The sequence below is a fragment of the Mesorhizobium sp. 1B3 genome (assembly GCF_050958605.1).
GTDB lineage: Bacteria > Pseudomonadota > Alphaproteobacteria > Rhizobiales > Rhizobiaceae.
Window position 1 is genome coordinate 51,954 of the sequence record NZ_JBJHDO010000013.1, and the last position, 21,728, is coordinate 73,681.

The following is a 21,728-nucleotide window of genomic DNA, read 5'->3' on the forward strand; positions in this document are numbered from 1 at the left end:
CCAAGCGGCGGTCCAGGGAGGCGAGAGCGCCATGTCGATATCCAGTCAATTCCTTACCCACGAGCTGGAGAACCAGCCGCTTCCCCTGGCGGCTTACGATGCCTGGGGAACAGACGCGGCGCTGCGCGAAGCGGTCGAACGCGAGGGAGGCGGCTGGGCGGAAGCCCATCTCGGCGAATTCGGGAAGCTGGTCGGCGGCGAGCTCATGGAGCTCGGCTATGCGGCCAACGAGAACAGGCCGAAGCTGCATTCCTTCGACCGCTACGGCAGGCGTCTCGACGACGTCGACTTCCATCCCGCCTATCACGAGATCATGCGGCTCTCGATGCGCTTCGGCGTGCACAGCTTCGCCTGGCGCAACGCCAACCGGCTGGGCGCGCATGTCGCCCGCGCAGCCCTCGCCTATATGGCCGGGCAGGCCGATTCCGGCACGGGTTGCCCTCTGACCATGACCTATGCCTCGGTGCCGGTGCTGCGCCACGCGCCGGATCTGGCCAGGGACTGGCTGCCCAAGATCACGTCGCTGGACTACGACCCCCGCTCGGTGCCGGCCGGCGAGAAGGCCGGCTGCACCGTGGGCATGGGCATGACCGAGAAACAAGGCGGTTCCGATGTCCGCTCCAATACGACGAGGGCGATCCGCCAGCCGGACGGCACTCACGCGATCGTCGGCCACAAATATTTCTTCTCCGCGCCGATGTGCGACGCCCATCTCGTGCTGGCCCAGGCCGATGGTGGCCTGAGCTGCTTCCTGGTTCCCCGCATCCTGCCCGATGGATCGCGCAACGCCGTGCGCATCCAGCGCCTGAAGGACAAGCTCGGCGACTGGAGCAATGCCTCCTCCGAGGTCGAGTTCGCCGGCGCCACAGGCTTCCTCGTGGGAGACGAGGGACGCGGCATCGCGACGATCATCGAGATGGTGGCGCTCACCCGGCTCGACTGCATGACGGGCTCGGCCGGTCTGATGCGCCAGGCAGTGGTACAGGCGCTGAACCATACGCGGCAGCGCCATGCCTTCGGCAAAGCCCTGATCGACCAGCCCCTGATGCAGAACGTGCTAGCCGATCTTATTCTGGAGAGCGAGGCGGCAATCGCGCTGACCATGCGCGTGGCGCGGGCGGTCGACGGAGCCGCGGCTAGTCAAGCCGAAGCCAGCTTCGCCCGCATCGCCACGGCGATCGGCAAGTACTGGATTTGCAAGCGCGCGCCGGCGCATGTCAACGAAGCGCAGGAATGCCTGGGCGGCATCGGCTATGTGGAGGAGGCGAATCTTGCCCGCCTCTATCGCCAGGCGCCACTCAACTCCATCTGGGAAGGCAGCGGCAACATCCAGTGCCTGGATGTGCTGCGCGCCGTGAACAGGGAGCCGGAGGTGGCCGACGCGCTGTTTGCCGAACTGCGCTCGGTCAAGGGGCTGCATGCCGGCCTCGACCGCGAGGTCGCGTGGATCGAGAACGCCCTGGCCGACCGGGAGAACATCGAACGGCGCAGCCGCCTCCTGGTGGAGAAGGCGGCGCTCGCCCTTCAGGGAGCGATCCTGCTCAAGGCGGGCAACGAGGTTGTGGCGCGGTCTTTTTGCGATTCCCGCCTTTCGGGAGACCACGGGCTGGTCTTTGGGACGCTCGGCCCCGGCGTGCCGGCAAAGGCGTTGATCGAGCGCGCCTTGGTCGAGGCTTAAGTCCTTCGGGGTTTTGCTCCGCTGCCCTATCGCGCCAAGTCCACATGATGCGCGCCATGGGTCAGGGAGACGCGGCCGAGGCGCTCGCCCTCGTCGCGGTCAGATTCTGCGCGGCGAGGTACATCAGGGTGGATGCTGCCGTCCGGCGGTTCCAGCCCGCTTGCTCGGCCATATCGAGTAGTCCCGCCAACAATGGCGCCAGGGCGGTCTTGCATTCGGCTTCATAGGCGACGAACTCGTTGGCCCGATAGGTGGGCGGCGGCACGGTGCCGATGCCTGTCATTGCTGTCATGATCGTCTCCAAGCTCCGTCGAGATAAGAGGCCCGCTCCGGAGGGAGCGGGCCTGATGGAAGCTTAGAAGTCCATGCCGCCGGCCGGCATGGCGGGAGCAGCCTCCTTCTTGGGCTTCTCCGCGACCATGGCTTCCGTCGTCACGAGCAGGCCAGCAACCGAAGCGGCGTCCTGCAGCGCAGCACGCACCACCTTCACGGGATCGATCACGCCCTGGGTGAAAAGGTCGCCGAACTCGTCGGTCTGCGCGTTCCAGCCATAACCAAATTCGGCCTTTTCACGCAGCTTGCCGACAATGATCGAGCCTTCTGCTCCGGCGTTCTCGGCGATCTGCCGCACCGGGGCTTCGATGGCCTTGCGCACGATCTCTACGCCGTGCTTCTGGTCGGCGTTTTCGGCCTCGACAGCATCGAGCGCTTTCGCCGCCCTGAGAAGGGCAACGCCGCCACCGGGCAGGATGCCTTCCTCGACGGCCGCGCGGGTGGCATGCATGGCATCGTCGACGCGATCCTTTCTTTCCTTGACCTCGACCTCGGTCGAGCCGCCGACCCGGATCACCGCGACGCCGCCGGCCAGCTTCGCCAGCCGCTCCTGCAGCTTCTCACGGTCGTAGTCCGACGTGGTCTCCTCGATCTGCGCCTTGATCTGCGCGATGCGGCCCTGGATCTCCTCCTTGCGGCCGGCGCCATCCACAAGAGTGGTGTTCTCCTTCTCTATGACCACCTTCTTGGCGCGGCCCAGCATCTGCAGGGTGACGTTCTCGAGCTTCATGCCGAGATCCTCCGAGATCGCCGTGCCGCCGGTCAGGATGGCGATATCTTCCAGCATGGCCTTGCGGCGGTCGCCGAAGCCCGGCGCCTTGACCGCCGCCACCTTCAGCCCGCCGCGCAGCTTGTTGACCACCAGCGTCGCCAGCGCCTCGCCCTCGACGTCCTCGGCGATGATCAGAAGCGGCTTGCCCGATTGCACCACCGCCTCCAGCACCGGCAGCATGGCCTGCAGATTGGACAGCTTCTTTTCATGGATCAGCACATAGGGCTCGTCCAGCTCGACCCGCATCTTGTCCTGATTGGTGATGAAATAGGGGCTGAGATAACCGCGGTCGAACTGCATGCCCTCGACCACTTCGAGCTCGGTCTCGGCGGTCTTGGCCTCCTCGACGGTGATGACGCCCTCATTGCCGACCTTCTGCATGGCCTCGGCGAGGAAGCGGCCGATCTCGGTGTCGCCATTGGCCGAGATGGTGCCGACTTGGGCGATCTCGTCATTCCGAGTGACCTTTCGAGCATTCTTCTTCAGCTCTTCGACAACGGCATCCACCGCCTTGTCGATGCCGCGCTTCAGGTCCATCGGATTCATGCCCGAGGCGACCGCCTTCGCGCCCTCCCTGACGATTGCCTGTGCGAGAACGGTCGCGGTCGTGGTGCCGTCACCCGCCAGATCGTTCGTCTTGGACGCGACCTCGCGCACCATCTGGGCGCCCATATTCTCGAACTTGTCCTCGAGCTCGATCTCCTTGGCGACGGTGACGCCGTCCTTGGTAATGCGCGGCGCGCCGAACGACTTCTCGATGACGACGTTGCGGCCTTTCGGGCCGAGCGTCACCTTCACGGCATTGGCGAGAATGTCGACACCGCGCAGCATCTTCTCGCGAGCTTCGGAATGGAATTTGACTTCCTTGGCAGCCATTGGATCACTCCTTCATCGGCAGCTTTCGTTGACTCTTCGGGCCGGTAAAGAAGCCGTCAGGCGGCCTTCTTCTGCTCGGCCGTGCTTTCGATCACGCCCATCACGTCGCTTTCCTTCATGATGAGCAGGTCCTCGCCATCGAGCTTGATTTCGGTGCCGGACCATTTGCCGAACAGGATGCGGTCGCCGACCTTCACGTCGAGTTCGGCCAGCTTGCCGCTCTCGTCACGGGCGCCTGGGCCGACGGCGACGACTTCGCCCTCCTGAGGCTTCTCCTTGGCAGTGTCGGGAATGATGATGCCGCCTGCTGTCTTTTCCTCGGCCTCGATGCGACGGACCAGGATACGGTCATGCAATGGACGGAACGTCATGTCGTTCTCCTCTAAGGACAAACAGATTGAGAGGTTCCTCCGCGCCGGCCCTAAGGGGACCGGGCGGGGCGCGCGATCCCTGGAAGAGCATCGCGCGCTATCGAGCTAGTTTGAAGATTTTCGCCTTTCAAGAGGCAGAGGAAAAAATTTTAGCACTCTCGTATGGAGAGTGCTATGGCCTTGAAAACGTGCCATTACTTCAGCGTTCGCGCGATTCGATCATTTGGCCGCTCCTCGGGCATGAGATGATTTCAGCCGGCCATCTTGCCGCTTCAGGCAGCGGTCTGCGCCGCCTGCGCCCGCAGCAGCATGCCGAAGAGGTCGCGCGGCTCGTCAGGGTCGGCCAGGAGGTCCAACTCGTCATAGAGCTTGGTGCGCTCGAGCTGAGCCATCACGTAGCGCAGCGCCGAGAAATCCTCGATCGCGAAGCCAACCGAATCGAACAGCGTGATCTGCCTGGCGTCGCGGCGTCCGATGGCCTGTCCGGTCATGACCTGCCACAGCTCGGTGACCGGATGGTCGGGCGCGAGCTGTTGGATCTCTCCCTCAATGCGCGTCTGCGGCGGATATTCGACGAAAATAGCGGAGCGCTTCAGGATGTCAGCATGAAGCTCGGTCTTGCCCGGGCAGTCGCCGCCCACCGCGTTGATGTGAATTCCGGCCCCGACCAGATTGTCGGTCAGGATCGTCGCATATTGCTTGTCCGCGGTGACGGTGGTGACGATCTCGGCACCTTCCATCGATTCCTCGACCGAAGAGCAGATTTCGATGTCGAATTCGAAGCCGGCGAGGTTGCGCGCGCATCTGAGGCTCGCCGAACGATCGATGTCGTGGAGGCGCAGCCTGTCGACGCCGAGCAGGGCCTTGAAGGCGAGCGCCTGGAACTCGGATTGCGCGCCGTTGCCGATGATCGCCATGGTGCGGGCTTCCTTCGGCGCGAGATATTTGGCGGCAACCGCCGAGGTGGCGGCGGTGCGCAACGCCGTCAGAATGGTCATTTCGGTAAGCAGCAGCGGATAGCCCGTGCCCACATCCGCCAGCACGCCGAAGGCCGTCACGGTCTGGCGGCCGTCGCGCGTGTTCTTCGGGTGGCCGTTGACATATTTGAAGCCGTAGACAGCGCCGTCGCTGGTCGGCATCAGCTCGATGACGCCCTCCGTGCTGTGCGAGGCGACGCGCGGTGTCTTGTCGAACAGTTCCCAGCGCTTGAAGTCGTCCTCGATATAGCCGGCGAGTTCGACCAGGAAGCGTTCGACGCCGATCGACAGTACCAGCTTCATCATGTTGTCGACGTTGACGAAGGGCACGACATTCAATTTGGACGTCATCTCTTAGAAACTCCTGGTGGGACGGTCGAGGACGCGGCGGCCCATCAGGCTCGCCACGAGATCGACGAGCAGGCGCGCCGTGCGGCCACGCTCGTCCATGAACGGGTTGAGTTCGACGACGTCGAGGCTCGCCACCAGCCCGCTGTCGTGTAGTTTCTCCATCACCAGATGCGCCTCCCGAAAGGTCGCGCCGCCCGGCACGGTCGTGCCGACACCGGGCGCGATCTCTGGATCGAGGAAGTCGACGTCGAGGCTGACATGGAGGATGCCGTCGGCGGCGGCGACCTCACGCAGGAAACGATCGAGCAGAGGCCCGACGCCATGCTCGTCGATGGCACGCATGTCGTGCACGATTACGCCCGCCTCGGCCAGAGCCTTGCGCTCGGCCGGGTCGACGCTGCGGAGGCCCATCATGCAGACATTCCTGGGATCCACCGGAGCAGGCAGCGGCGGGAAGATGCCGCCGAAACCGGGCCGCCCCGTCGCATAGGCCATGGGGACGCCATGCAGGTTGCCGCTTTGGGTCGTGTCGAGCGTATGGAAGTCGGGATGGGCGTCAAGCCAGAGCACGAAGAATTTGCGGCCCGCTTCCGCGGCACGGCGGCTCAAGCCGGAAAGCGTGCCGGCCGCGATCGAATGGTCGCCGCCGAGCACGATCGGCATGCCTTCGGCGCTGACGCGGTAGGCTGCTTCGGCGATCGATTCCGTCCAGGCCACGATCTCGGGCAGCGCCTTGACCGCCGGGTTGGGGTGGCTGACGTCGCGCAGCGGCGCGGGCGTCAGATTGCCTCGGTCGACAACGGAATAATCGAGCTGGCCGAGCGCGCCGGCCAGGTCCGCTGCCCGGAAGCCGCTCGGCCCCATGTCGCAGCCGAACCGGCCCGTGCCTTCCTGGACGGGCGCCCCTATCAAGATGCATGTCTTCTGATTCAAAGGTAGCTCCTTGCGATTGCACCGAGGCTAACGAGGAGTGCTGGCGAAACGAACAAGCAAATTGGCAAGCCGTCTAAAATGGCTTATCAAACTGGTAGTTCATAGCGCCACTTTGGCATGGCTGATCTCGATCAACAGCTCCTGACCCTTCTGCGCCACAACGGGCGGCGCAGCGTCTCCGACCTTGCCGCCGAACTCGGCGTGTCGCGGGCGACAATTCGCGCGCGCATGGCGCGCATGGAAAAGGCGGGCGACATCGTCGGCTACACGGTCATCCTGCGCGCCGATGCAGTTGCCATGCCGGTTCGCGGCATCATGCTGATCGAAGTGGAAGGACGGGCAGCGGACCGGGTGGTTTCGGTTCTTGGCGGTTTTCCCGAGGTCTCGGCGATCCATACCACCAACGGCAAATGGGATCTGATCGCCGAGTTCGGCGCCAAGAGCCTCACCGACCTCGATGCGGTCCTGAGGCGCATCCGGCTCATTCCAGGTGTCACGGCTTCGGAGACCAACCTCCTGCTGGCGACGCCGCGCAGCACCCGCGCGCGGCTGTAGATCGAGCTTTAGAAAAACTCGTCGAGCAGCCTGTAGAAAGCGATTCGATTGGGATCGGCCGCGATGCCGTAGCGGTCGAGGAAGCGGCCAACCCATTCTTCGCCCAAATTCGACGCGATGCTGCGCGTCGCGAGCGCCAGGTCCTGATGCCGGTCGGAGACGCCGAGACGGCCGCAATCGATGAAACCGGTGAAGCGGCCATGCTCATCCGCGAGCATGTTGGGAAGACAAGCGTCACCATGCGCAACAACCGGATCTTCGCTCGCGGGGCGCTGGGCTTGCAGCTTTGCAAGGAGTTCCGCCGCGCCGAAACCCCTGTTTTCCTCGTCGAGATCGTCCTCGTCCACGAGACCCGCTTTTATGCGAGCCGATGCCCAATTTATCCGGGTGTTCACATTGTGGTCGAAAGGGCAGCCCGAAATGTCGAGCCGATGCAAGTCCCGCAAGGCGTGCGCCGCGATCTCGACGATACGCAGAGGCTCCAGCCCGGACGATGCCAGGTCCCGTCCCGGAACCGCGCTCATCAGCAGCCAGGTGCGATCGTGGTGTTCGGCCACGTCGAGGACGAGCGGACAGGGAACGTCCTTGCCAGCAAGCCAGCGCAGCCTGGCGATCTCGCCTGGCAGTTCCGCATGCCGCCCGACAGGTTCGGTTTTGGCGAATAGAGCGGGCCGGCCGGCCTTCTCCAAACGGAATACCGCAGCGTCGGAGCAGCCGATGGTCTGTCGTGTCCAGTCGTAGCCGTCCAGCATCCAGCCGGGAGGCGCGGCGAAGAACGCTTCGTCGTTGAAATCCAGGGAGGCCATGAAAAGGATCTCTCGCAAATGCTCGGTCGGCGGGCGCGTGGCGCCACCTGGCGGCCGACACGCGTGACGCGCAGATGGGGCGCGGCGGGCCGCCTCGCAAGGCCGGCATGCGCCTGCGTTGTCATTCTCGGGATGGTTGATGAAAACATTGCAAGCATCATCTTCTCCCACGGGCGGTGAAGAGGCATATCGAAGCAGAACGGAGGACGGCTCGTCGGATGGACGTAACCAACTACATCGCCTGGAGTTTGGCGGCGCTGCATGTCGCGTTGCAGATATTCTTCATCATCCGGGCGTTGCTGCGTCCCCATCGTGAGCCGGCGTCGCGGCTGGCCTGGGTGGTGGCGATCGCCGTCGCGCCGGTGATCGGTATCCTGGCCTATGTCTTCTTCGGCGAGACCAATATCGGGCGACGGCGCATCGCCCGCATGCGCGCCGCGCTCCGGCGCCTGCCGTCCCTCGCCGAAATCAGCGGCGCTGACGAACATGAGAGCGAGGCTTCCGTGCCGGAGCCCTATGCGCCGCTCTTCCGGGTGGGGCAGTCCATAAGCTTCTACCCACCCGTCGGCGGCAACCGCGCACAGTTGATGGCGGATACGGACGCTGCGATCGACGCGATCGTGGCCGATATCGACGCGGCCACCCACCATGTGCATGTGCTCTTCTACATCTGGCTGACGGACAATAACGGGCTGAAGGTGATCGAGGCGCTGAAGCGCGCCGCGGCGCGCGGCGTGGCCTGCCGGGTCATGGTGGACGATCTAGGATCACGGGCACTGATCCGTTCCGACTTTTGGAAGGATATGGCGGGGGCTGGTGTTCGCCTTGCCCGTGCATTGCCGATCGGCAACCCGCTGTCGCGCCCGCTCAAGGGGCGCATCGACATGCGCAACCATCGCAAGATCGTGGTGATCGACAACCGCATCACCTATTGCGGCAGCCAGAACTGTGCCGATGCAGCCTTTGCGGTCAAAGCGAAATACGCCCCCTGGGTCGACATCATGATGCGCTTCGAAGGCCCCATCGTCCGGCAGAACCAGCACCTTTTCGCCAGCGACTGGATGGGACATGTGAAGGAGGACCTGAGCGCGCTGCTTCATGCACCGCCGGCAAGCGTCGGCCCGGGCTTTCCCGCCCAGGCCATCGGCACGGGCGCCACGGTGCGTTACTCGGCCATGCCGGAGATGTTCGTCGCCATGATGAGCGCGGCTCGGCGCGAACTCGTCGTCACGACGCCCTATTATGTGCCCGATGAACCCATCCAGGCCGCCCTTTGCGCCAGCGCCCGCCGCGGCGTGGAGACCAGGGTCGTGTTTCCGCAAAGGAACGATTCCTGGATCGTGGCGGCGGCGAGCCGCAGCTATTACCAGGAACTGCTGGAAGCCGGTGTCCATATCCATGAATATGTCGGCGGGCTGCTGCACGCCAAATCGCTGACCGTCGACGGCGAGCTGACCCTGATAGGCTCGGCCAATATGGACCGCCGTTCATTCGAACTGAATTCGGAGAACAACATCCTGTTCTGGGACCCGCCGCTTACCGCACAAGTGCGCGCCCGCCAGCAACACTACATTGACGCCTCGGTGCCCGTGGACAAGCACATGGTCCTGCGATGGAGCGGGGGCAAGCGGCTCTGGAACAATGTCATCGCCATGTTCGGGCCGGTGCTTTAGCCGTCAATCGGGCTTCGACAAGGTCGATCTCCTCGACGAGGCTTCTTGCGGACTCTTCGGGAATCTGGCCGGTCCGGCCGAGGCGATATATCTCATCACGCTCGGCATGCAGACCGGCCAGGCGCAATTCGCGCTCGATCGCATCAATCTTGCGCATGAGGCCGGCGTCGTCCCCCGTTTTCGAGCGGCTGTCGATGCGCCGGCGATAGATCTCCATGATGTGGGAGCCGGCATTGGCATAGATGTCGGCGTCGTCGCGACCTTCCCCGAGTTCGTGCTGCAGGCGGTCTATCGTCTCGATGGCGGCCTTGGCGGCGGCGATACGCGCCCGGTCCTCCTCCTTCTGGTGGGAGGGCTCCGGCGGCAGCTTCAGCCCCTTGAAAAGGAAGGGGAGTGCGATGCTGGCCGCGACCAGGGAAACGATGATCGTTCCGGCCGCGAGAAAGATGGCGAGGTCCCGCGCCGGAAAGGGCGCCCCATCCTGCGTTGCGAGCGGCAATGTGAGAATGCCGGCCAGGGTTATGGCGCCGCGGACGCCGGCGAAGGAGGTCGCGGCGATCACGCGCCACTCGGTCCCTTGCATGCCCCGCCTTGTCCTGGCGGCCCGGAACAGCGTGAAACGCAAAGTCAGCCAGACCCAGGCGAAGCGCAGGGCGATGAGCGCCGCGCTGATGCCCAGCACGTAGATGACGAGCCAGGCCGCGCGGTAATGTCCCGCTTCCTGGACAACCTGCGCCGCTCCGTCGGCGATTTTCGGGAACTGTTCGCCGAGCAGCACGAAAATGACGCCATTGGCCGCGAATTGGATCGTGTCCCAGACTGTGTTGCGGCGGACGCGGGTAACAGCCAGCGCCCGGCCGAACTGTTCGGCATAGCTCATCGTGATGCCTGCCGCGACGGCGGCCAATATGCCCGAAGCGTGAAGGCGTTCGGCTGCCAGGTAGGCGCCGAACGGGATCAGGATGCTGACGAGGATCTGCGAGCTGGTGTGTTCGCCGAAACGATGGGAGATCCAGCTTTTCACCCAGATGATGGCCCAGGTCACGGCGACTCCGGCAGCGATGCCGACCGTGGCGACCCAAAGAAACGTGCCAAAGGCTTCGACGAGCGAAAACGTTCCGGTCAGCGCCGCCGCCACGGCAAAACGCATGCACACCAGCCCGGAGGCGTCGTTGAACAGCGCCTCGCCCTCCAGGATCTGCATCAGTCGCTTTGGGATAGGCACTCGTGCAGCGATCGCCGACACCGCGACGGGATCGGTGGGCGACAGGATCGCGGCCAGTGCGAAGGCGACGGCCATGGGTATGGCCGGGATCATGGCATGGATGACGAAGCCGAGGCCGAGCACGGTGAAGACCACGAGGCCGGAAGCCAGCCCGACGATCGCACGCCTGTCGCGGACCAGCGCTTCCTTGGGGATGCGCCAGCCGTCCAGGAACAACAGGGGCGGCAGGAAAAGCAGGAAGAAGATGTCCGGTTCGAGCACGATGCCCCGATCGGCGACAGCGGCAATGAGAGCGCCGAGCGCGATCTGCACGAGGGGCGGCGGCAGCGGAACGGGCGAGGCGCGCGACAGAGCACCGCTGGCGACGACGGCCAGGAGCAGCAAGAGGATGGTCGTTACGCTTTCCACGGCCGGGCTTGCCCCATCGATGGATGTGCTGGTCGGCGAAGACCCCGGCTGCAGCTCCCGAGAAGCCGGCGGTCTCGGCGAAGCCTATCGTCTCCAGTGCCCTCAGGCCAGCCGCCGTTCCTGGCTGCTCGCCGGAGGCGTCGAAGCGCACGCGCCTTAAGGCTGGCTTAAGGTGGGTTTTCGACAGTTGCCGCGACGAATTGGCCGGCGCCCAGTTTCCGGCCGCGCCACGGAACCGCAGCCAGGGGAAACCCATGACCATACATCGCCGCTCGTTTCTTCATCTGTCCGCTCTCGCCGGCGTGTCGCTTCTCGCGGCGGCCGGACCGGCCCTGTCGCAAGAGGTCGATGTCGACGCGATCCTCAACGACCCGGAGGCGCCGACCGCGGGCAACCCGAAGGGGGACGTCACCATCGTCGCCTTCCTCGATTACAACTGCCCCTATTGCCGAAAGACCGCGCCCGATCTCGAGCGCATCGTAAAGACGGACGGGAAGATCCGGCTCGTCTACAAGGATTGGCCGATCCTCTCGGAATCCTCCGTGCACGGGGCGCAGCTGGCGCTCGGCGCCAAATATCAGGGGCGTTACGGAGCCGCGCACAAGGCCCTGATGAGCATCAAAAGCCGGGGCACGACAGCGGAAGAGATGCAGGCCGCCATCAAAAAGGCCGGCATCGACATGGCCCGGCTCAAGGCTGACCTCACCACGCATGGAACGAAGATTTCGGCCCTGCTGAAACGCAATCTGGCGCAGGCCGAGGCGCTCGGCATCAACGGCACGCCTGCCTATCTCATCGGGCCGTTCCGCACCACGACCCTCGATTATGAGGGCTTCAAGCAAGTCGTCGCCGACGCCCGCGCCGCCCAGGAGGGACGTTGATCCCGATGCTTCGCTCCGCCTTCCGTCTTGCCACGATCCTTGTCCTGACCGTTTTCGCGGCAGCCTGCACGACGCCCTCCGAGAAGGCTCCGGTGAAACCTGCCGCCGTAGTCGAAAGCTCGCCGGATGCCCTGCGCTACGGCGCCGTCAGCGACGAGAAGTTCCCCGTTCCCGCCGTTGCGCTCAAGCATCTGCCGCCGCAGAACCGGCGCCAGATCGTCGACTATCCGACCGATCAGCCGCCGGGCACCATCGTCGTCGACCCGAAGAACCGCTTCCTTTATCTCGTCCAGGAAGGAGGCAAGGCGCTGCGTTACGGCGTGGGTGTCGGCAAGGCGGGGCTCGAATTCACCGGTACGGCCAACATCACCTACAAAAGGCAGTGGCCGCGATGGACACCGACGCCGGACATGATCGAGCGTGAGCCGGGCCGCTACGGGCCGCTCGCCGGCGGGATGGAGCCCGGCCCGCGCAATCCGCTCGGCGCACGTGCGCTGTATCTGTTCAAGGACGGCAAGGACACGCTCTATCGTATCCACGGCACGAACGAGCCCTGGTCGATCGGCAAAGCGGTCTCATCCGGCTGCATCCGGATGATGAACCAGGACGTGATCGATCTTTATGGCCGCGTTCCCAACGGGTCGAAGGTGGTAGTGCTTTGACGCCGCGATGGCGCAAGCCCTAGGAGGGCAGGCGGCAGGAGCGAACGCCTGTAACAATGTTCCACCGTTCCGTGATACAAATCAAAATGCCGACGCTTCGGTCATGCTTGGCTGGCGTGGCCGTGAGGCGAAGGGGACGGCTGGAAAGAGGAGGCAGGCCATGTCGATGTCATTGGATGCAGCAGCGGAAGTTTTTCGCGAAGCGATGCGCCGGGCGGTCAAGCGTTATTCGCTCTGGTATCTCATAGAAGGCATCCTTCTCATCATCGCGGGCGTGCTGGCGATCATCTATCCGGTGATCTCTTCGGTGGCCGTCATCGTGCTCCTCGGCTGGCTGCTCATCATCAGCGGCATCGCCCAGGGGATCAGCCTGATCGGCGCCGGCCAGGCGCCGCATTTCTGGCTGCAGCTCATCTCCGTCATCCTTGCCGTGCTCATCGGCTTCCTGTTCCTGCGCGATCCCGAGCAAGGCCTGGTGACGATCACGCTGCTGCTGCTCGTCTTCTTCATGATCGAGGGCATCTCCAAGATCGTCTTCGCCCTCACCATTCGACCGTTTCCCAATTGGGGCTGGGTGCTGGCGAGCGGGTTCGTCGGGATCTTGCTGTCGCTGGTGCTGTGGGCAAGTCTGCCTGTAACAGCCGTGTGGCTGATCGGGCTGCTCCTCGGCATCGAGCTGATCAGCGTCGGCTCTTCGATCGCCTATCTCGCCTGGCAGGTCAGGCGGAGCTGAGGGGAGAGGTTTTAGGCTTAACCGCAGGGCAGCCGACCGAAAGGTCACGGAATGGATCCACGGATCACCTCGCTTCGCTCGGGTCCGTGGATGACGAAGCTACGATGTCGACGCCAATCACAAACGTGGGCGATGAGGGTAGATCCTCGTCATCCACGAACCCGCAGGCGAGCGGAGCGAAGCCGAAGGTGATCCGTGGATCCATTCCGTGACCTTTCAGCCGGCTGCCCAACGATCAAGACTGACGCGGTCATCCAAGCCCCAGCGTTCTTCCTCGCCATCAAATATGTAGAGCGTGGCCGAGCGCCCGGAGCGCGGCCTCCTGAAAGGCTTCGCCCTGGGTCGGATGGGCGTGGATCGTGCCGGCGATATCTTCGAGCCGTGCGCCCATCTCGAGGGCGAGGCCGAAGGCCGCCGATAGTTCCGACACACCTTCGCCCACTGCCTGGATGCCCAGCACCAGATGGTTGTCCGCGCGCGCTACCACCCGCACGAAGCCATCCTCGGCCAGTTTGGTCATGGCGCGGCCGTTGGCCTGGAAGGGGAAGAGGCCGATCTTGACCTCGCGCCCTGCCTTTTTCGCTTCGTCCGGAGAGAGGCCGACCGAGAGGATCTCGGGGTCGGTGAAGCAGATCGCGGGAATGGCGCGCTTATCCCAGCTGCGCTTGTGGCCGGCGACGATCTCGGCGACCATCTCGCCCTGGGCCATGGCGCGATGAGCGAGCATCGGCTCGCCGGTGACGTCGCCGATGGCGTAGATGCCGCGCATCGAGGTGCGGCATTGTTCGTCGATGCGGATGAAGCGGCCGGCCATGTCGAGTTCGATCTCTTCGCGACCCCACCCCTCGGTGACCGGCTTGCGTCCGACAGTGACGAGGATCTTGTCGGCCGCGATCTTTTTTTCCGCGCCATCGGCCGTCTCGACCAGCAAGGCATCGCCTTTCGCCGAGAGACCCCTCGCCGTGGCTCCGGTCAGCACCTCGACGCCGAGTTCCGACAAGCGCTTCACCACCGGCCGCGTCAGTTCGGAGTCGTAGAGCGGCAGGACCTTCTGCTCGGCCTCGACCACCGTGACCGTCGACCCGAAGCGAGCGAAGGCCATGCCCAGTTCCAGACCGATGTAACCGCCGCCAACCACCACGAGACGCTCGGGCACCTTGGTCAACGCCAGCGCCTCCGTCGACGAGATCACCGGCCCGCCGAAGGGCAAGGCGGGGAGCTCGACCGGTGCGGAACCCGTGGCGATAATCACCGTCTCGGCGCGGATCACCTGCAACCCGATCTCGGTCGCGACCTCCACCGTCTTGCCGTCGCGGAACCTTGCGCGCCCCTCGACGATCTTCACCTTTGCCTTCTTCAGGAGCCCTGACACGCCGCTGTTCAGGCGCCCGACGATCCCGTCCTTCCAGGCGATGGTCTGGGCCAGGTCGAGGGCGGGATCGGAAAGCGAGATGCCGAGCGGGCTCTTGGCGCGGCTGGCGCGAACCACCTTGTCGAATTCCTCGGCCGCGTGGATGAGTGCCTTGGACGGGATGCAACCGACATTGAGGCATGTGCCACCGGGCTTCTGGTCATCGACGATGACGGTGTCGATACCGAGCTGGCCGGCACGGATGGCCGCGACATAGCCGCCGGGGCCGGCGCCGATGACGAGCAGCTTGCAGGAGATTTCCTTCATGACCGGGTCCGATGTTGCATCTGGCACAATGTGCTCTTTGGCTCACCCCTCATCCGACCTCGCTTCGCGAGGCCACCTTCTCCCACAAGGGGAGAAGGAAAGGTTGGCGGGATCGTTCGCGCCGATCGCTGGCGTTGGCGATTTGCAGATGCCGACATGCCAAGCTCCCCCTTCTCCCCTTGTGGGAGAAGGGGGCCGCGAAGGGGTCGGATGAGGGGTTCCCGAAGGGCGGTATCGCCTGCCATTGCCTATTCACCTACGAAGATCAGGGCCGGCGTTTCCAGCAGCGTCTTGATGCGCTGGACGAAGACCGCCGCGTCCCAGCCGTCGACGACGCGGTGATCGAAGCTCGACGACAGGTTCATCATCTTGCGCGGGATGAAGGCGGAGCCATCCCATACCGGTCGCACCATGATCTTGTTGACGCCGACGATGGCGACTTCGGGATGGTTGATCACCGGGGTGGTGGCGACCCCGCCCATGGCACCGAGCGAGGTGATGGTGATGGTGGAACCGGAAAGCTCCTCGCGCGTCGCCGTGCCGTTCTTGGCGGCTTCCGCAAGCCGGTTGACCTCGGCGGCGCAATCCCAGAGGTCCCGCGCCTCGACATGTTTCACCACGGGCACGACGAGCCCGGCAGATGTCTGCGCGGCAATGCCGATATGGACGCCGCCATGGCGGTGGATGACGCCAGCTTCGTCGTCGAAGAGGGCGTTCATGCCGGGCTGCTCCCGGATGGCCTTGACCATGGCGCGCATCAGGAAGGGAAGCAGGGTGAGCTTCGGCCGGTCCGGCCGCTTCTCCTTGTTGAGCGTCGCGCGCAACTCCTCGAGCGCGGTGACGTCGATCTCCTCGATATAGGTGATGTGCGGAATGCGCGACTTGGCGATCGCCATCTTCTCGGCGATCCGCCGCCGCAGGCCGACGATCTTGATCTCCTCGACCGTGTTGTCCTCGGCAAGACCCGTCGCCGGCCGAATCGACTGCGGCCCACGACGCATGAAGGCTTCGATATCCTCATGCGTGATGCGCCCCGCCGGACCGGTACCGGGAATCTGACGCAGGTCGATGCCTGCCTCCTTGGCGCGAACCCTTACCGCCGGCGAAGCAAGGGGCTTTTCGCCCTCAGGACGCGGAGCGCCGACTGGCGAACTGAAAGCGGCGGGAGGGGGCTCGGGCTCAGCCGTGGGTTTCTGCTTCGGCGCTGTGTCCGAGGGCTTCTTCGCTGCAGGTTCCGCGGCCGGAGCGGGGACCATCACCTCGATGGCTGCCGGCTCAGGAATGGCGGCCTTGGCAGCGTTACCCTCGCCCTCCACCTTGAGCCGAACCAGCGGCGACCCCACGGCGATCGTGTCGCCGATCTCGCCGCCCAGCCACAGGATCTCGCCATCGACGGGCGAAGGAATCTCCACCGTCGCCTTGTCGGTCATGACGGCGGCGAGCAGACTATCTTCGCGCACGAGGTCGCCCACCTTCACGTGCCATTCAACGAGTTCGGCCTCCGCGACACCCTCGCCGACATCCGGGAGCTTGATGACATGCTCGCCCATGGCTTCAATTCTCCATCGTTTCGAGCATGGCGCGGCCCAGACGGGCCGGGCCGGGGAAATAGTCCCATTCCTGCGCATGCGGATAGGGCGTATCCCAACCCGTCACCCGGGCGACCGGCGCTTCCAGGTGGTAGAAGCAATGTTCCTGGACGAGCGCGGCAAGCTCGGCTCCGAAGCCTGACGTCAGCGTCGCCTCATGGACCACCACGCAGCGTCCGGTCTTCCTGACCGAGGCGACGATCGTTTCGAGATCGAGCGGCAGCAGGGTGCGCAAATCGATGACCTCGGCGTCGATCCCGGTCTCCTCGGCCGCGGCTTCGGCGACATAGACCATCGTGCCATAGGCGAGGATGGTCATGGCCGTGCCTTCTCTCCGGATCGCCGCCTTGCCCAGCGGCACGGTGAAATGGCCGTCCGGCACCTCGCCCAGCGGATGTTTCGACCAAGCGGTGACCGGCCGCTCGTGATGCCCGTCGAACGGGCCGTTGTAGAGACGCTTTGGCTCCAGGAAGATCACCGGATCCGGGTCCTCGATCGCCGCGATGAGCAGGCCCTTGGCGTCGCGCGGGTTGGATGGCACGACAACCTTCAGGCCGGAGACATGAGTGAACAGCGCTTCCGGGCTCTGGCTGTGCGTCTGGCCGCCGAAAATGCCGCCGCCGGTCGGCATGCGGATGACGATCGGGCAGGTGAACTGGCCGTTGGAGCGGTAACGCAACCGTGCCGCTTCCGAAACGATCTGGTCGTAGGCGGGATAGACATAGTCGGCGAACTGCACCTCGATGCAGGGCCTCAATCCGTAGGCGGCCATGCCGATCGCCGTCCCGACGATCCCGAGTTCGCTGATCGGCGTATCGAAGCAGCGCGTCTTGCCGTATTTCGCCTGGAGCCCCTGCGTGCAACGGAAGACGCCGCCGAAATAGCCGACGTCCTCACCGAACACGACGACGTCATCGTCGCGCCCCATCATCACGTCCATGGCGTCGCGGATCGCCTCGATCATCGTTTTGCGCGGCATGATCAAACCCCCGCCTGCTGACGTTGCCGCCTCAGATGCGGCGGCATCTCGGCATAGACGCCTTCGAACATATCGCGCGCTGACGGCTTGCCCCCTGCATGCAGCGTGCCGTGGCGCTCGGCCTCTTTCTGCGCTGAAATCACCGTGTCGAGGATCTCCGCCTCGGTCTGCTTCTGCCGCTCCTCCGACCACACGCCCCTTTTGATCAGGTGGTTCTTGAGGCGAATGACCGGGTCACCCAGCGGCCAGGCGTCGGATTCCGTCTTCGGCCGATAGGCGGAGGGGTCGTCCGAGGTCGAATGGGCGCCGACCCGATAGGTCACATATTCGATGAGGGTCGGGCCGAGATTGCGCCGCGCCCGCTCCGCCGCCCAGGAGGCCACGGCGTGAACGGCCAGATAGTCGTTGCCGTCGACCCGCAGGGAAGGCAGGCCAAAGCCGAGACCCCTGGCGGCGAAGGTTCCCGAGCCGCCGCGCGCGATGCCCTGGAAGGTGGAGATCGCCCACTGGTTGTTCACGATATTGAGGACGACCGGCGCCCGGTAGGTCGAGGCGAAAGCGAGGGCCGCATGGAAATCGGATTCCGCTGTCGAACCGTCGCCGATCCAGCCCGCGGCGATCCGCGTGTCGTTCTTGATCGCCGAGGCCATTGCCCAGCCGACCGCCTGGACGAATTGCGTGCCGAGATTGCCGGAAATCGAGAAGAAGCCGTGCTCCTTCGACGAATACATGATCGGGAGCTGCCGTCCCTTCAGCGGGTCGGCCTCGTTGGAGAAGATCTGGTTCATCATGTCGACCATCGGATAACCGCCGGCGATGAGCAGGCCGGCCTGTCGATAGGTCGGGAAATTCATGTCCGTGGGCTGGAGCGCGCGGCGGAATGCGCAGCTCACTGCCTCCTCGCCCATATGCTGCATATAGAACGAGGTCTTGCCCTGTCGCTGCGCCATCAGCATGCGTGCGTCGAACGTGCGCAGCGTCATCATATGGCGCAGTCCTTCGATCAGTTCCTCGTCGCTGAGCAAGCCCGCCCAGGGGCCGACAGCCTCGCCCTGGCGGTTGAGCACGCGGATGATGGAATAGGCGAGGTCGCGGATGTCCTCGGGATTCGCGTCCACCTCCGGCCGCCGCACGGAGCCCGCCGGCGCAATCTTGACGCTGGAAAAGTCGGGCGTGCCGCCGGGTCGCACCTCCGGCTCCGGTACATGGAGCCGCAACGGCGCGGGCGAAACTCTATCGGATGTCACGACGCAGCCTCCCTTTGTCACCCCGGGGCGGAATCCGCATCCGCCTGCCCCGGTCGGCGCGGACTGTATCACGCTCCGTGGGGGAAGGTGAGCGCGGGTCCGCGTCGTATTTGCTCGTCGCCGCGCAACTTTATTTCGCGAAGATCGGTGTCGGGGATTGTTCCATAAAGCACGGTCGTTTCACGGGAATCACCTCAGGCGGCAAGCAGGGTCGCTCGAAGCACGGGTCCGAATCGCGCTTGACGCGCCCGAAGGATTTAGAATAAATAATCCAAATGGAGGCGAATGCAGATTAAATGTTTCATTTTCCTCCGGCGAGGTCGGAGGGCTCGGCCGCGATGGGTGCGAGTACGTTCTTTGCGTCTCCTGCATGAAATCCCCGGAGGAGGGGATTTTCCGGAAAAGGGTGAGACCGGACACCCGCTATGTGGAGGAGAAGACCAATGAGGAAGCTGCTTTTGGGCGTGGCCGCGTCGGCCCTCATGACGACGTCGGCGCTCGCCGAGAATATCGGCGTGTCGATGGCGCTGTTCGACGACAATTTCCTGACGGTCTTGCGCAACGGCATGATCGAATACGCCAAGACACTGGACGGGGTGACCCTCCAGGTCGAGGATGCCCAGAACGACGTGGCCAAGCAGCAGAGCCAGATCCAGAACTTCATCGCCGCGGGCGTCGACGCCATCATCGTCAACCCGGTCGACACGGACGCGACCGCGGCCATGTCGAAGATCGCCGCCGAAGCGAAGATCCCCCTGGTCTATGTCAACCGCGAGCCGATCAACGTCAACGAATTGCCCGAGACCCAGGCCTTCGTCGCGTCCGACGAACGCGAATCCGGGACGCTGGAGTCCAAGGAGATCTGCCGGCTCCTCAAGGAAGCCGGAAAGACCGAGGCCAATATCGTCGTCATGATGGGCGAGCTGTCCAACCAGGCGGCTCGCCAGCGTACGCAGGACGTCCACGACGTGATTGCCACGCCGGAATGCTCCTTCATGAAGATCGTCGAGGAGCAGACCGCCAATTGGCAGCGCACTCAGGGCGCCGACCTGATGAGCAACTGGCTTTCGGCCGGCCTGCAGTTCGATGCCGTGGTTTCCAACAATGACGAAATGGCGATCGGGGCGATCCAGGCGATGAAAGCGGCCGGCATGGATATGAAGACAATCATCGTCGGCGGCGTCGACGCCACCCAGGATGCTCTGGCCGCGATGGCAGCGGGCGACCTCGACGTCACCGTGTTCCAGAACGCGGCCGGCCAGGGCAAGGGTTCGGTCGACGCCGCGCTCAAGCTCGCCAAGGGCGAAAAGGTCGAGCAGAAGGTGTATATTCCGTTCGAACTGGTGACCTCGGCCAACCTGGAAAAATACCAGGCCAAGAACTGAGCCGTCCCGTCGACGGGGCACGCCGCGGCCGTGCCTCGTCGGTCCTCGTGGGAGGAGAACGCTATGATCAGTCCGTCGACCATGGCGGCTGTCCGCGCTAGCGGAGCGGTCCCTAATTCCGAATATCTCCTGACCGTGGAGGGGGTGCGCAAGGAGTTCCCGGGCGTGCTTGCGCTCGACGACGTGTCGTTCAGGCTGAGGCGCGGCACGGTGCACGCTTTGATGGGCGAGAACGGCGCGGGCAAGTCGACGCTGATGAAGATCGTGGCCGGCATCTATTCGGCCGATGCCGGCGAGGTGACGCTTCGCGGGCAGCCCATCCGGCTCAAGTCGCCGCTCGACGCGCTCGAAAACGGCATCGCCATGATCCATCAGGAACTCAACCTGATGCCTTTCATGACCGTGGCGGAGAACATCTGGATCCGCCGCGAGCCGCTGAACCGGTTCGGCCTCGTCGATCACCCCAGGATGAATCGCATGACCGCCGAGCTGTTCCGGCGCCTCAACATCAACATCCATCCGCAAGTGCAGGTGCGCGACCTCACCGTCGCCAATCGTCAGATGGTCGAGATCGCCAAGGCGGTCTCCTACGAATCCGACGTTCTCATCATGGACGAGCCTACTTCGGCGCTCACCGAACGCGAGGTGTCGCATCTCTTCGCCATCATCCGTGACCTCAAGGCGCAGGGTAAAGGCATCATCTACATCACCCACAAGATGAACGAGCTGTTCGAGATCGCCGACGAGGCCTCCGTCTTCCGCGACGGGCGCTATATTGGAACGCATGCTTCCACCGACGTGACCCGAGACGACATCATCCGCATGATGGTGGGGCGCGAGATCACGCAGATGTTCCCGAAGGAAGAGGTGCCGATCGGCGACGTCGTGCTGTCGGTGAAAGGGCTCGGCCTCAAGGGCGTCTTCGAGGACGTCTCCTTCGATATCAGGGCAGGCGAGATCCTGGGCGTGGCCGGCCTGGTCGGGTCGGGCCGTTCGAACGTGGCAGAGACGCTGTTCGGCGTAACGCCGGCGACCTCGGGCCGGATCGAGATCATGGGCAAGGAGGTGGCCATCGCCTCGCCGAACGCGGCGATCCGCCACCGCATGGCGCTGCTGACCGAGGACCGGAAGGAAACAGGCTGCCTGCTCATTCTGGATGTACTCGATAACATGCAGATCGCCGTGCTGCAGCAGAACTTCGTCTCCAGGGGCTTTGTGGCCGAGCGGGGCGTCACCGACGCCTGCAAGACCATGAGCGACAAGCTCCGCGTGAAGACGCCCGATCTTCATGAGCGCATCGAGAACCTGTCGGGCGGCAACCAGCAGAAGGTGCTGATCGGGCGCTGGCTCCTGACCAGGCCGCGCATTCTCATCCTCGACGAGCCGACGCGCGGCATCGATGTCGGCGCCAAGGCCGAGATCCACCGCCTGGTCACGCAGCTTGCCCGCGAAGGCGTGGCCATCATGATGATCTCGTCCGAGATGCCGGAAGTGCTGGGGATGAGCGACCGCATCATGGTCATGCATGAAGGCCGCGTCACCGGCATTCTCGACCGCGCGGAGGCCAACCAGGTCAGGATCATGGAACTGGCAGCGAAATAGGGCTGCAGGAGGTC

20 protein-coding genes are annotated in these 21,728 nt (G+C 64.3%); 9 read left to right on the plus strand and 11 right to left on the minus strand.

Features of this window, described 5'->3' with window-relative positions; all coding sequences use genetic code 11:
• The first annotated feature begins 31 nt into the window (after nt 1-31).
• On the plus strand, nt 32-1,678 hold the full coding sequence (locus ACCO56_RS27190) for an isovaleryl-CoA dehydrogenase (protein WP_433644047.1): 1,647 nt from the start codon (nt 32-34) through the stop codon (nt 1,676-1,678).
• A gap of 61 nt (nt 1,679-1,739) precedes the next feature.
• Here ACCO56_RS27190 and ACCO56_RS27195 read toward each other — a convergent pair whose 3' ends face one another.
• The 5 genes from ACCO56_RS27195 to rocF all read right to left on the minus strand — a co-directional run bounded on the left by ACCO56_RS27195 (nt 1,740) and on the right by rocF (nt 6,291).
• Nucleotides 1,740-1,970: a hypothetical protein gene (locus tag ACCO56_RS27195; RefSeq protein WP_433644049.1), complete on the minus strand. Its 231-nt coding sequence runs from the start codon at nt 1,968-1,970 to the stop codon at nt 1,740-1,742.
• 63 nt (nt 1,971-2,033) lie between these two features.
• Entirely contained in the window at nt 2,034-3,659 is a 1,626-nt protein-coding gene (gene groL, locus ACCO56_RS27200) for a chaperonin GroEL (RefSeq protein ID WP_433644050.1), read from the minus strand.
• A 56-nt stretch (nt 3,660-3,715) separates the two neighbouring features.
• A complete protein-coding gene (groES, locus tag ACCO56_RS27205; protein WP_433644051.1) occupies nt 3,716-4,030 on the minus strand; it encodes a co-chaperone GroES in 315 nt (104 codons plus the stop codon).
• A gap of 272 nt (nt 4,031-4,302) precedes the next feature.
• A complete protein-coding gene (locus tag ACCO56_RS27210) occupies nt 4,303-5,358 on the minus strand; it encodes an ornithine cyclodeaminase (RefSeq protein WP_433644052.1) in 1,056 nt (351 codons plus the stop codon).
• Nucleotides 5,359-5,361: 3 nt separating this feature from the next.
• Entirely contained in the window at nt 5,362-6,291 is a 930-nt protein-coding gene (gene rocF / locus ACCO56_RS27215; protein WP_433644053.1) for an arginase, read from the minus strand.
• Between the two features lie 117 nt (nt 6,292-6,408).
• Between rocF and ACCO56_RS27220 the strand changes: the two genes are divergently transcribed.
• Complete coding sequence (locus ACCO56_RS27220; protein WP_433644054.1) at nt 6,409-6,846, plus strand: Lrp/AsnC family transcriptional regulator; 438 nt, start codon at nt 6,409-6,411, stop codon at nt 6,844-6,846.
• Nucleotides 6,847-6,854: 8 nt separating this feature from the next.
• Here ACCO56_RS27220 and ACCO56_RS27225 read toward each other — a convergent pair whose 3' ends face one another.
• A complete protein-coding gene (locus ACCO56_RS27225; RefSeq protein ID WP_433644055.1) occupies nt 6,855-7,652 on the minus strand; it encodes an APH(3')-II family aminoglycoside O-phosphotransferase in 798 nt (265 codons plus the stop codon).
• Nucleotides 7,653-7,870: 218 nt separating this feature from the next.
• Here ACCO56_RS27225 and cls point away from each other — a divergent pair, with 218 nt between their 5' ends.
• Complete coding sequence (cls, locus tag ACCO56_RS27230) at nt 7,871-9,325, plus strand: cardiolipin synthase (RefSeq protein ID WP_433644056.1); 1,455 nt, start codon at nt 7,871-7,873, stop codon at nt 9,323-9,325.
• Here cls and ACCO56_RS27235 read toward each other — a convergent pair.
• Entirely contained in the window at nt 9,297-10,958 is a 1,662-nt protein-coding gene (locus ACCO56_RS27235; protein WP_433644057.1) for a Na+/H+ antiporter, read from the minus strand. The two genes, cls and ACCO56_RS27235, sit on opposite strands and share 29 nt — an antisense overlap.
• Here ACCO56_RS27235 and ACCO56_RS27240 point away from each other — a divergent pair.
• The 4 genes from ACCO56_RS27240 to ACCO56_RS27255 all read left to right on the plus strand — a co-directional run bounded on the left by ACCO56_RS27240 (nt 10,939) and on the right by ACCO56_RS27255 (nt 13,234).
• Nucleotides 10,939-11,118 (plus strand): hypothetical protein, encoded by a 180-nt coding sequence (locus tag ACCO56_RS27240; protein WP_433644058.1) that lies wholly within the window; start codon nt 10,939-10,941, stop codon nt 11,116-11,118. The two genes, ACCO56_RS27235 and ACCO56_RS27240, sit on opposite strands and share 20 nt — an antisense overlap.
• Before the next feature lie 94 nt (nt 11,119-11,212).
• On the plus strand, nt 11,213-11,839 hold the full coding sequence (locus ACCO56_RS27245) for a DsbA family protein (protein WP_433644059.1): 627 nt from the start codon (nt 11,213-11,215) through the stop codon (nt 11,837-11,839).
• A gap of 5 nt (nt 11,840-11,844) precedes the next feature.
• Nucleotides 11,845-12,501, plus strand: coding sequence for a L,D-transpeptidase (locus ACCO56_RS27250; protein WP_433644162.1), 657 nt, complete (start codon nt 11,845-11,847; stop codon nt 12,499-12,501).
• A gap of 160 nt (nt 12,502-12,661) precedes the next feature.
• Complete coding sequence (locus ACCO56_RS27255; protein WP_433644060.1) at nt 12,662-13,234, plus strand: HdeD family acid-resistance protein; 573 nt, start codon at nt 12,662-12,664, stop codon at nt 13,232-13,234.
• A 280-nt stretch (nt 13,235-13,514) separates the two neighbouring features.
• Here ACCO56_RS27255 and lpdA read toward each other — a convergent pair whose 3' ends face one another.
• From lpdA to ACCO56_RS27275, 4 genes are all read right to left on the minus strand, one after another.
• On the minus strand, nt 13,515-14,912 hold the full coding sequence (gene lpdA / locus ACCO56_RS27260) for a dihydrolipoyl dehydrogenase (protein ID WP_433644061.1): 1,398 nt from the start codon (nt 14,910-14,912) through the stop codon (nt 13,515-13,517).
• A 248-nt stretch (nt 14,913-15,160) separates the two neighbouring features.
• The gene (locus ACCO56_RS27265; RefSeq protein ID WP_433644062.1) at nt 15,161-16,462 is read right to left on the minus strand and encodes a dihydrolipoamide acetyltransferase family protein; all 1,302 of its coding nucleotides are present in this window, start codon (nt 16,460-16,462) and stop codon (nt 15,161-15,163) included.
• Between the two features lie 4 nt (nt 16,463-16,466).
• Entirely contained in the window at nt 16,467-17,480 is a 1,014-nt protein-coding gene (locus ACCO56_RS27270) for an alpha-ketoacid dehydrogenase subunit beta (protein WP_433644063.1), read from the minus strand.
• Between the two features lie 2 nt (nt 17,481-17,482).
• Nucleotides 17,483-18,727 (minus strand): 3-methyl-2-oxobutanoate dehydrogenase (2-methylpropanoyl-transferring) subunit alpha, encoded by a 1,245-nt coding sequence (locus ACCO56_RS27275; RefSeq protein WP_433644064.1) that lies wholly within the window; start codon nt 18,725-18,727, stop codon nt 17,483-17,485.
• A gap of 443 nt (nt 18,728-19,170) precedes the next feature.
• Here ACCO56_RS27275 and ACCO56_RS27280 point away from each other — a divergent pair, with 443 nt between their 5' ends.
• Both ACCO56_RS27280 and ACCO56_RS27285 read left to right on the plus strand, forming a co-directional pair.
• Nucleotides 19,171-20,112 (plus strand): sugar ABC transporter substrate-binding protein, encoded by a 942-nt coding sequence (locus ACCO56_RS27280; protein ID WP_433644065.1) that lies wholly within the window; start codon nt 19,171-19,173, stop codon nt 20,110-20,112.
• Nucleotides 20,113-20,175: 63 nt separating this feature from the next.
• Complete coding sequence (locus ACCO56_RS27285; protein WP_433644066.1) at nt 20,176-21,714, plus strand: sugar ABC transporter ATP-binding protein; 1,539 nt, start codon at nt 20,176-20,178, stop codon at nt 21,712-21,714.
• Nucleotides 21,715-21,728: the final 14 nt, after the last annotated feature.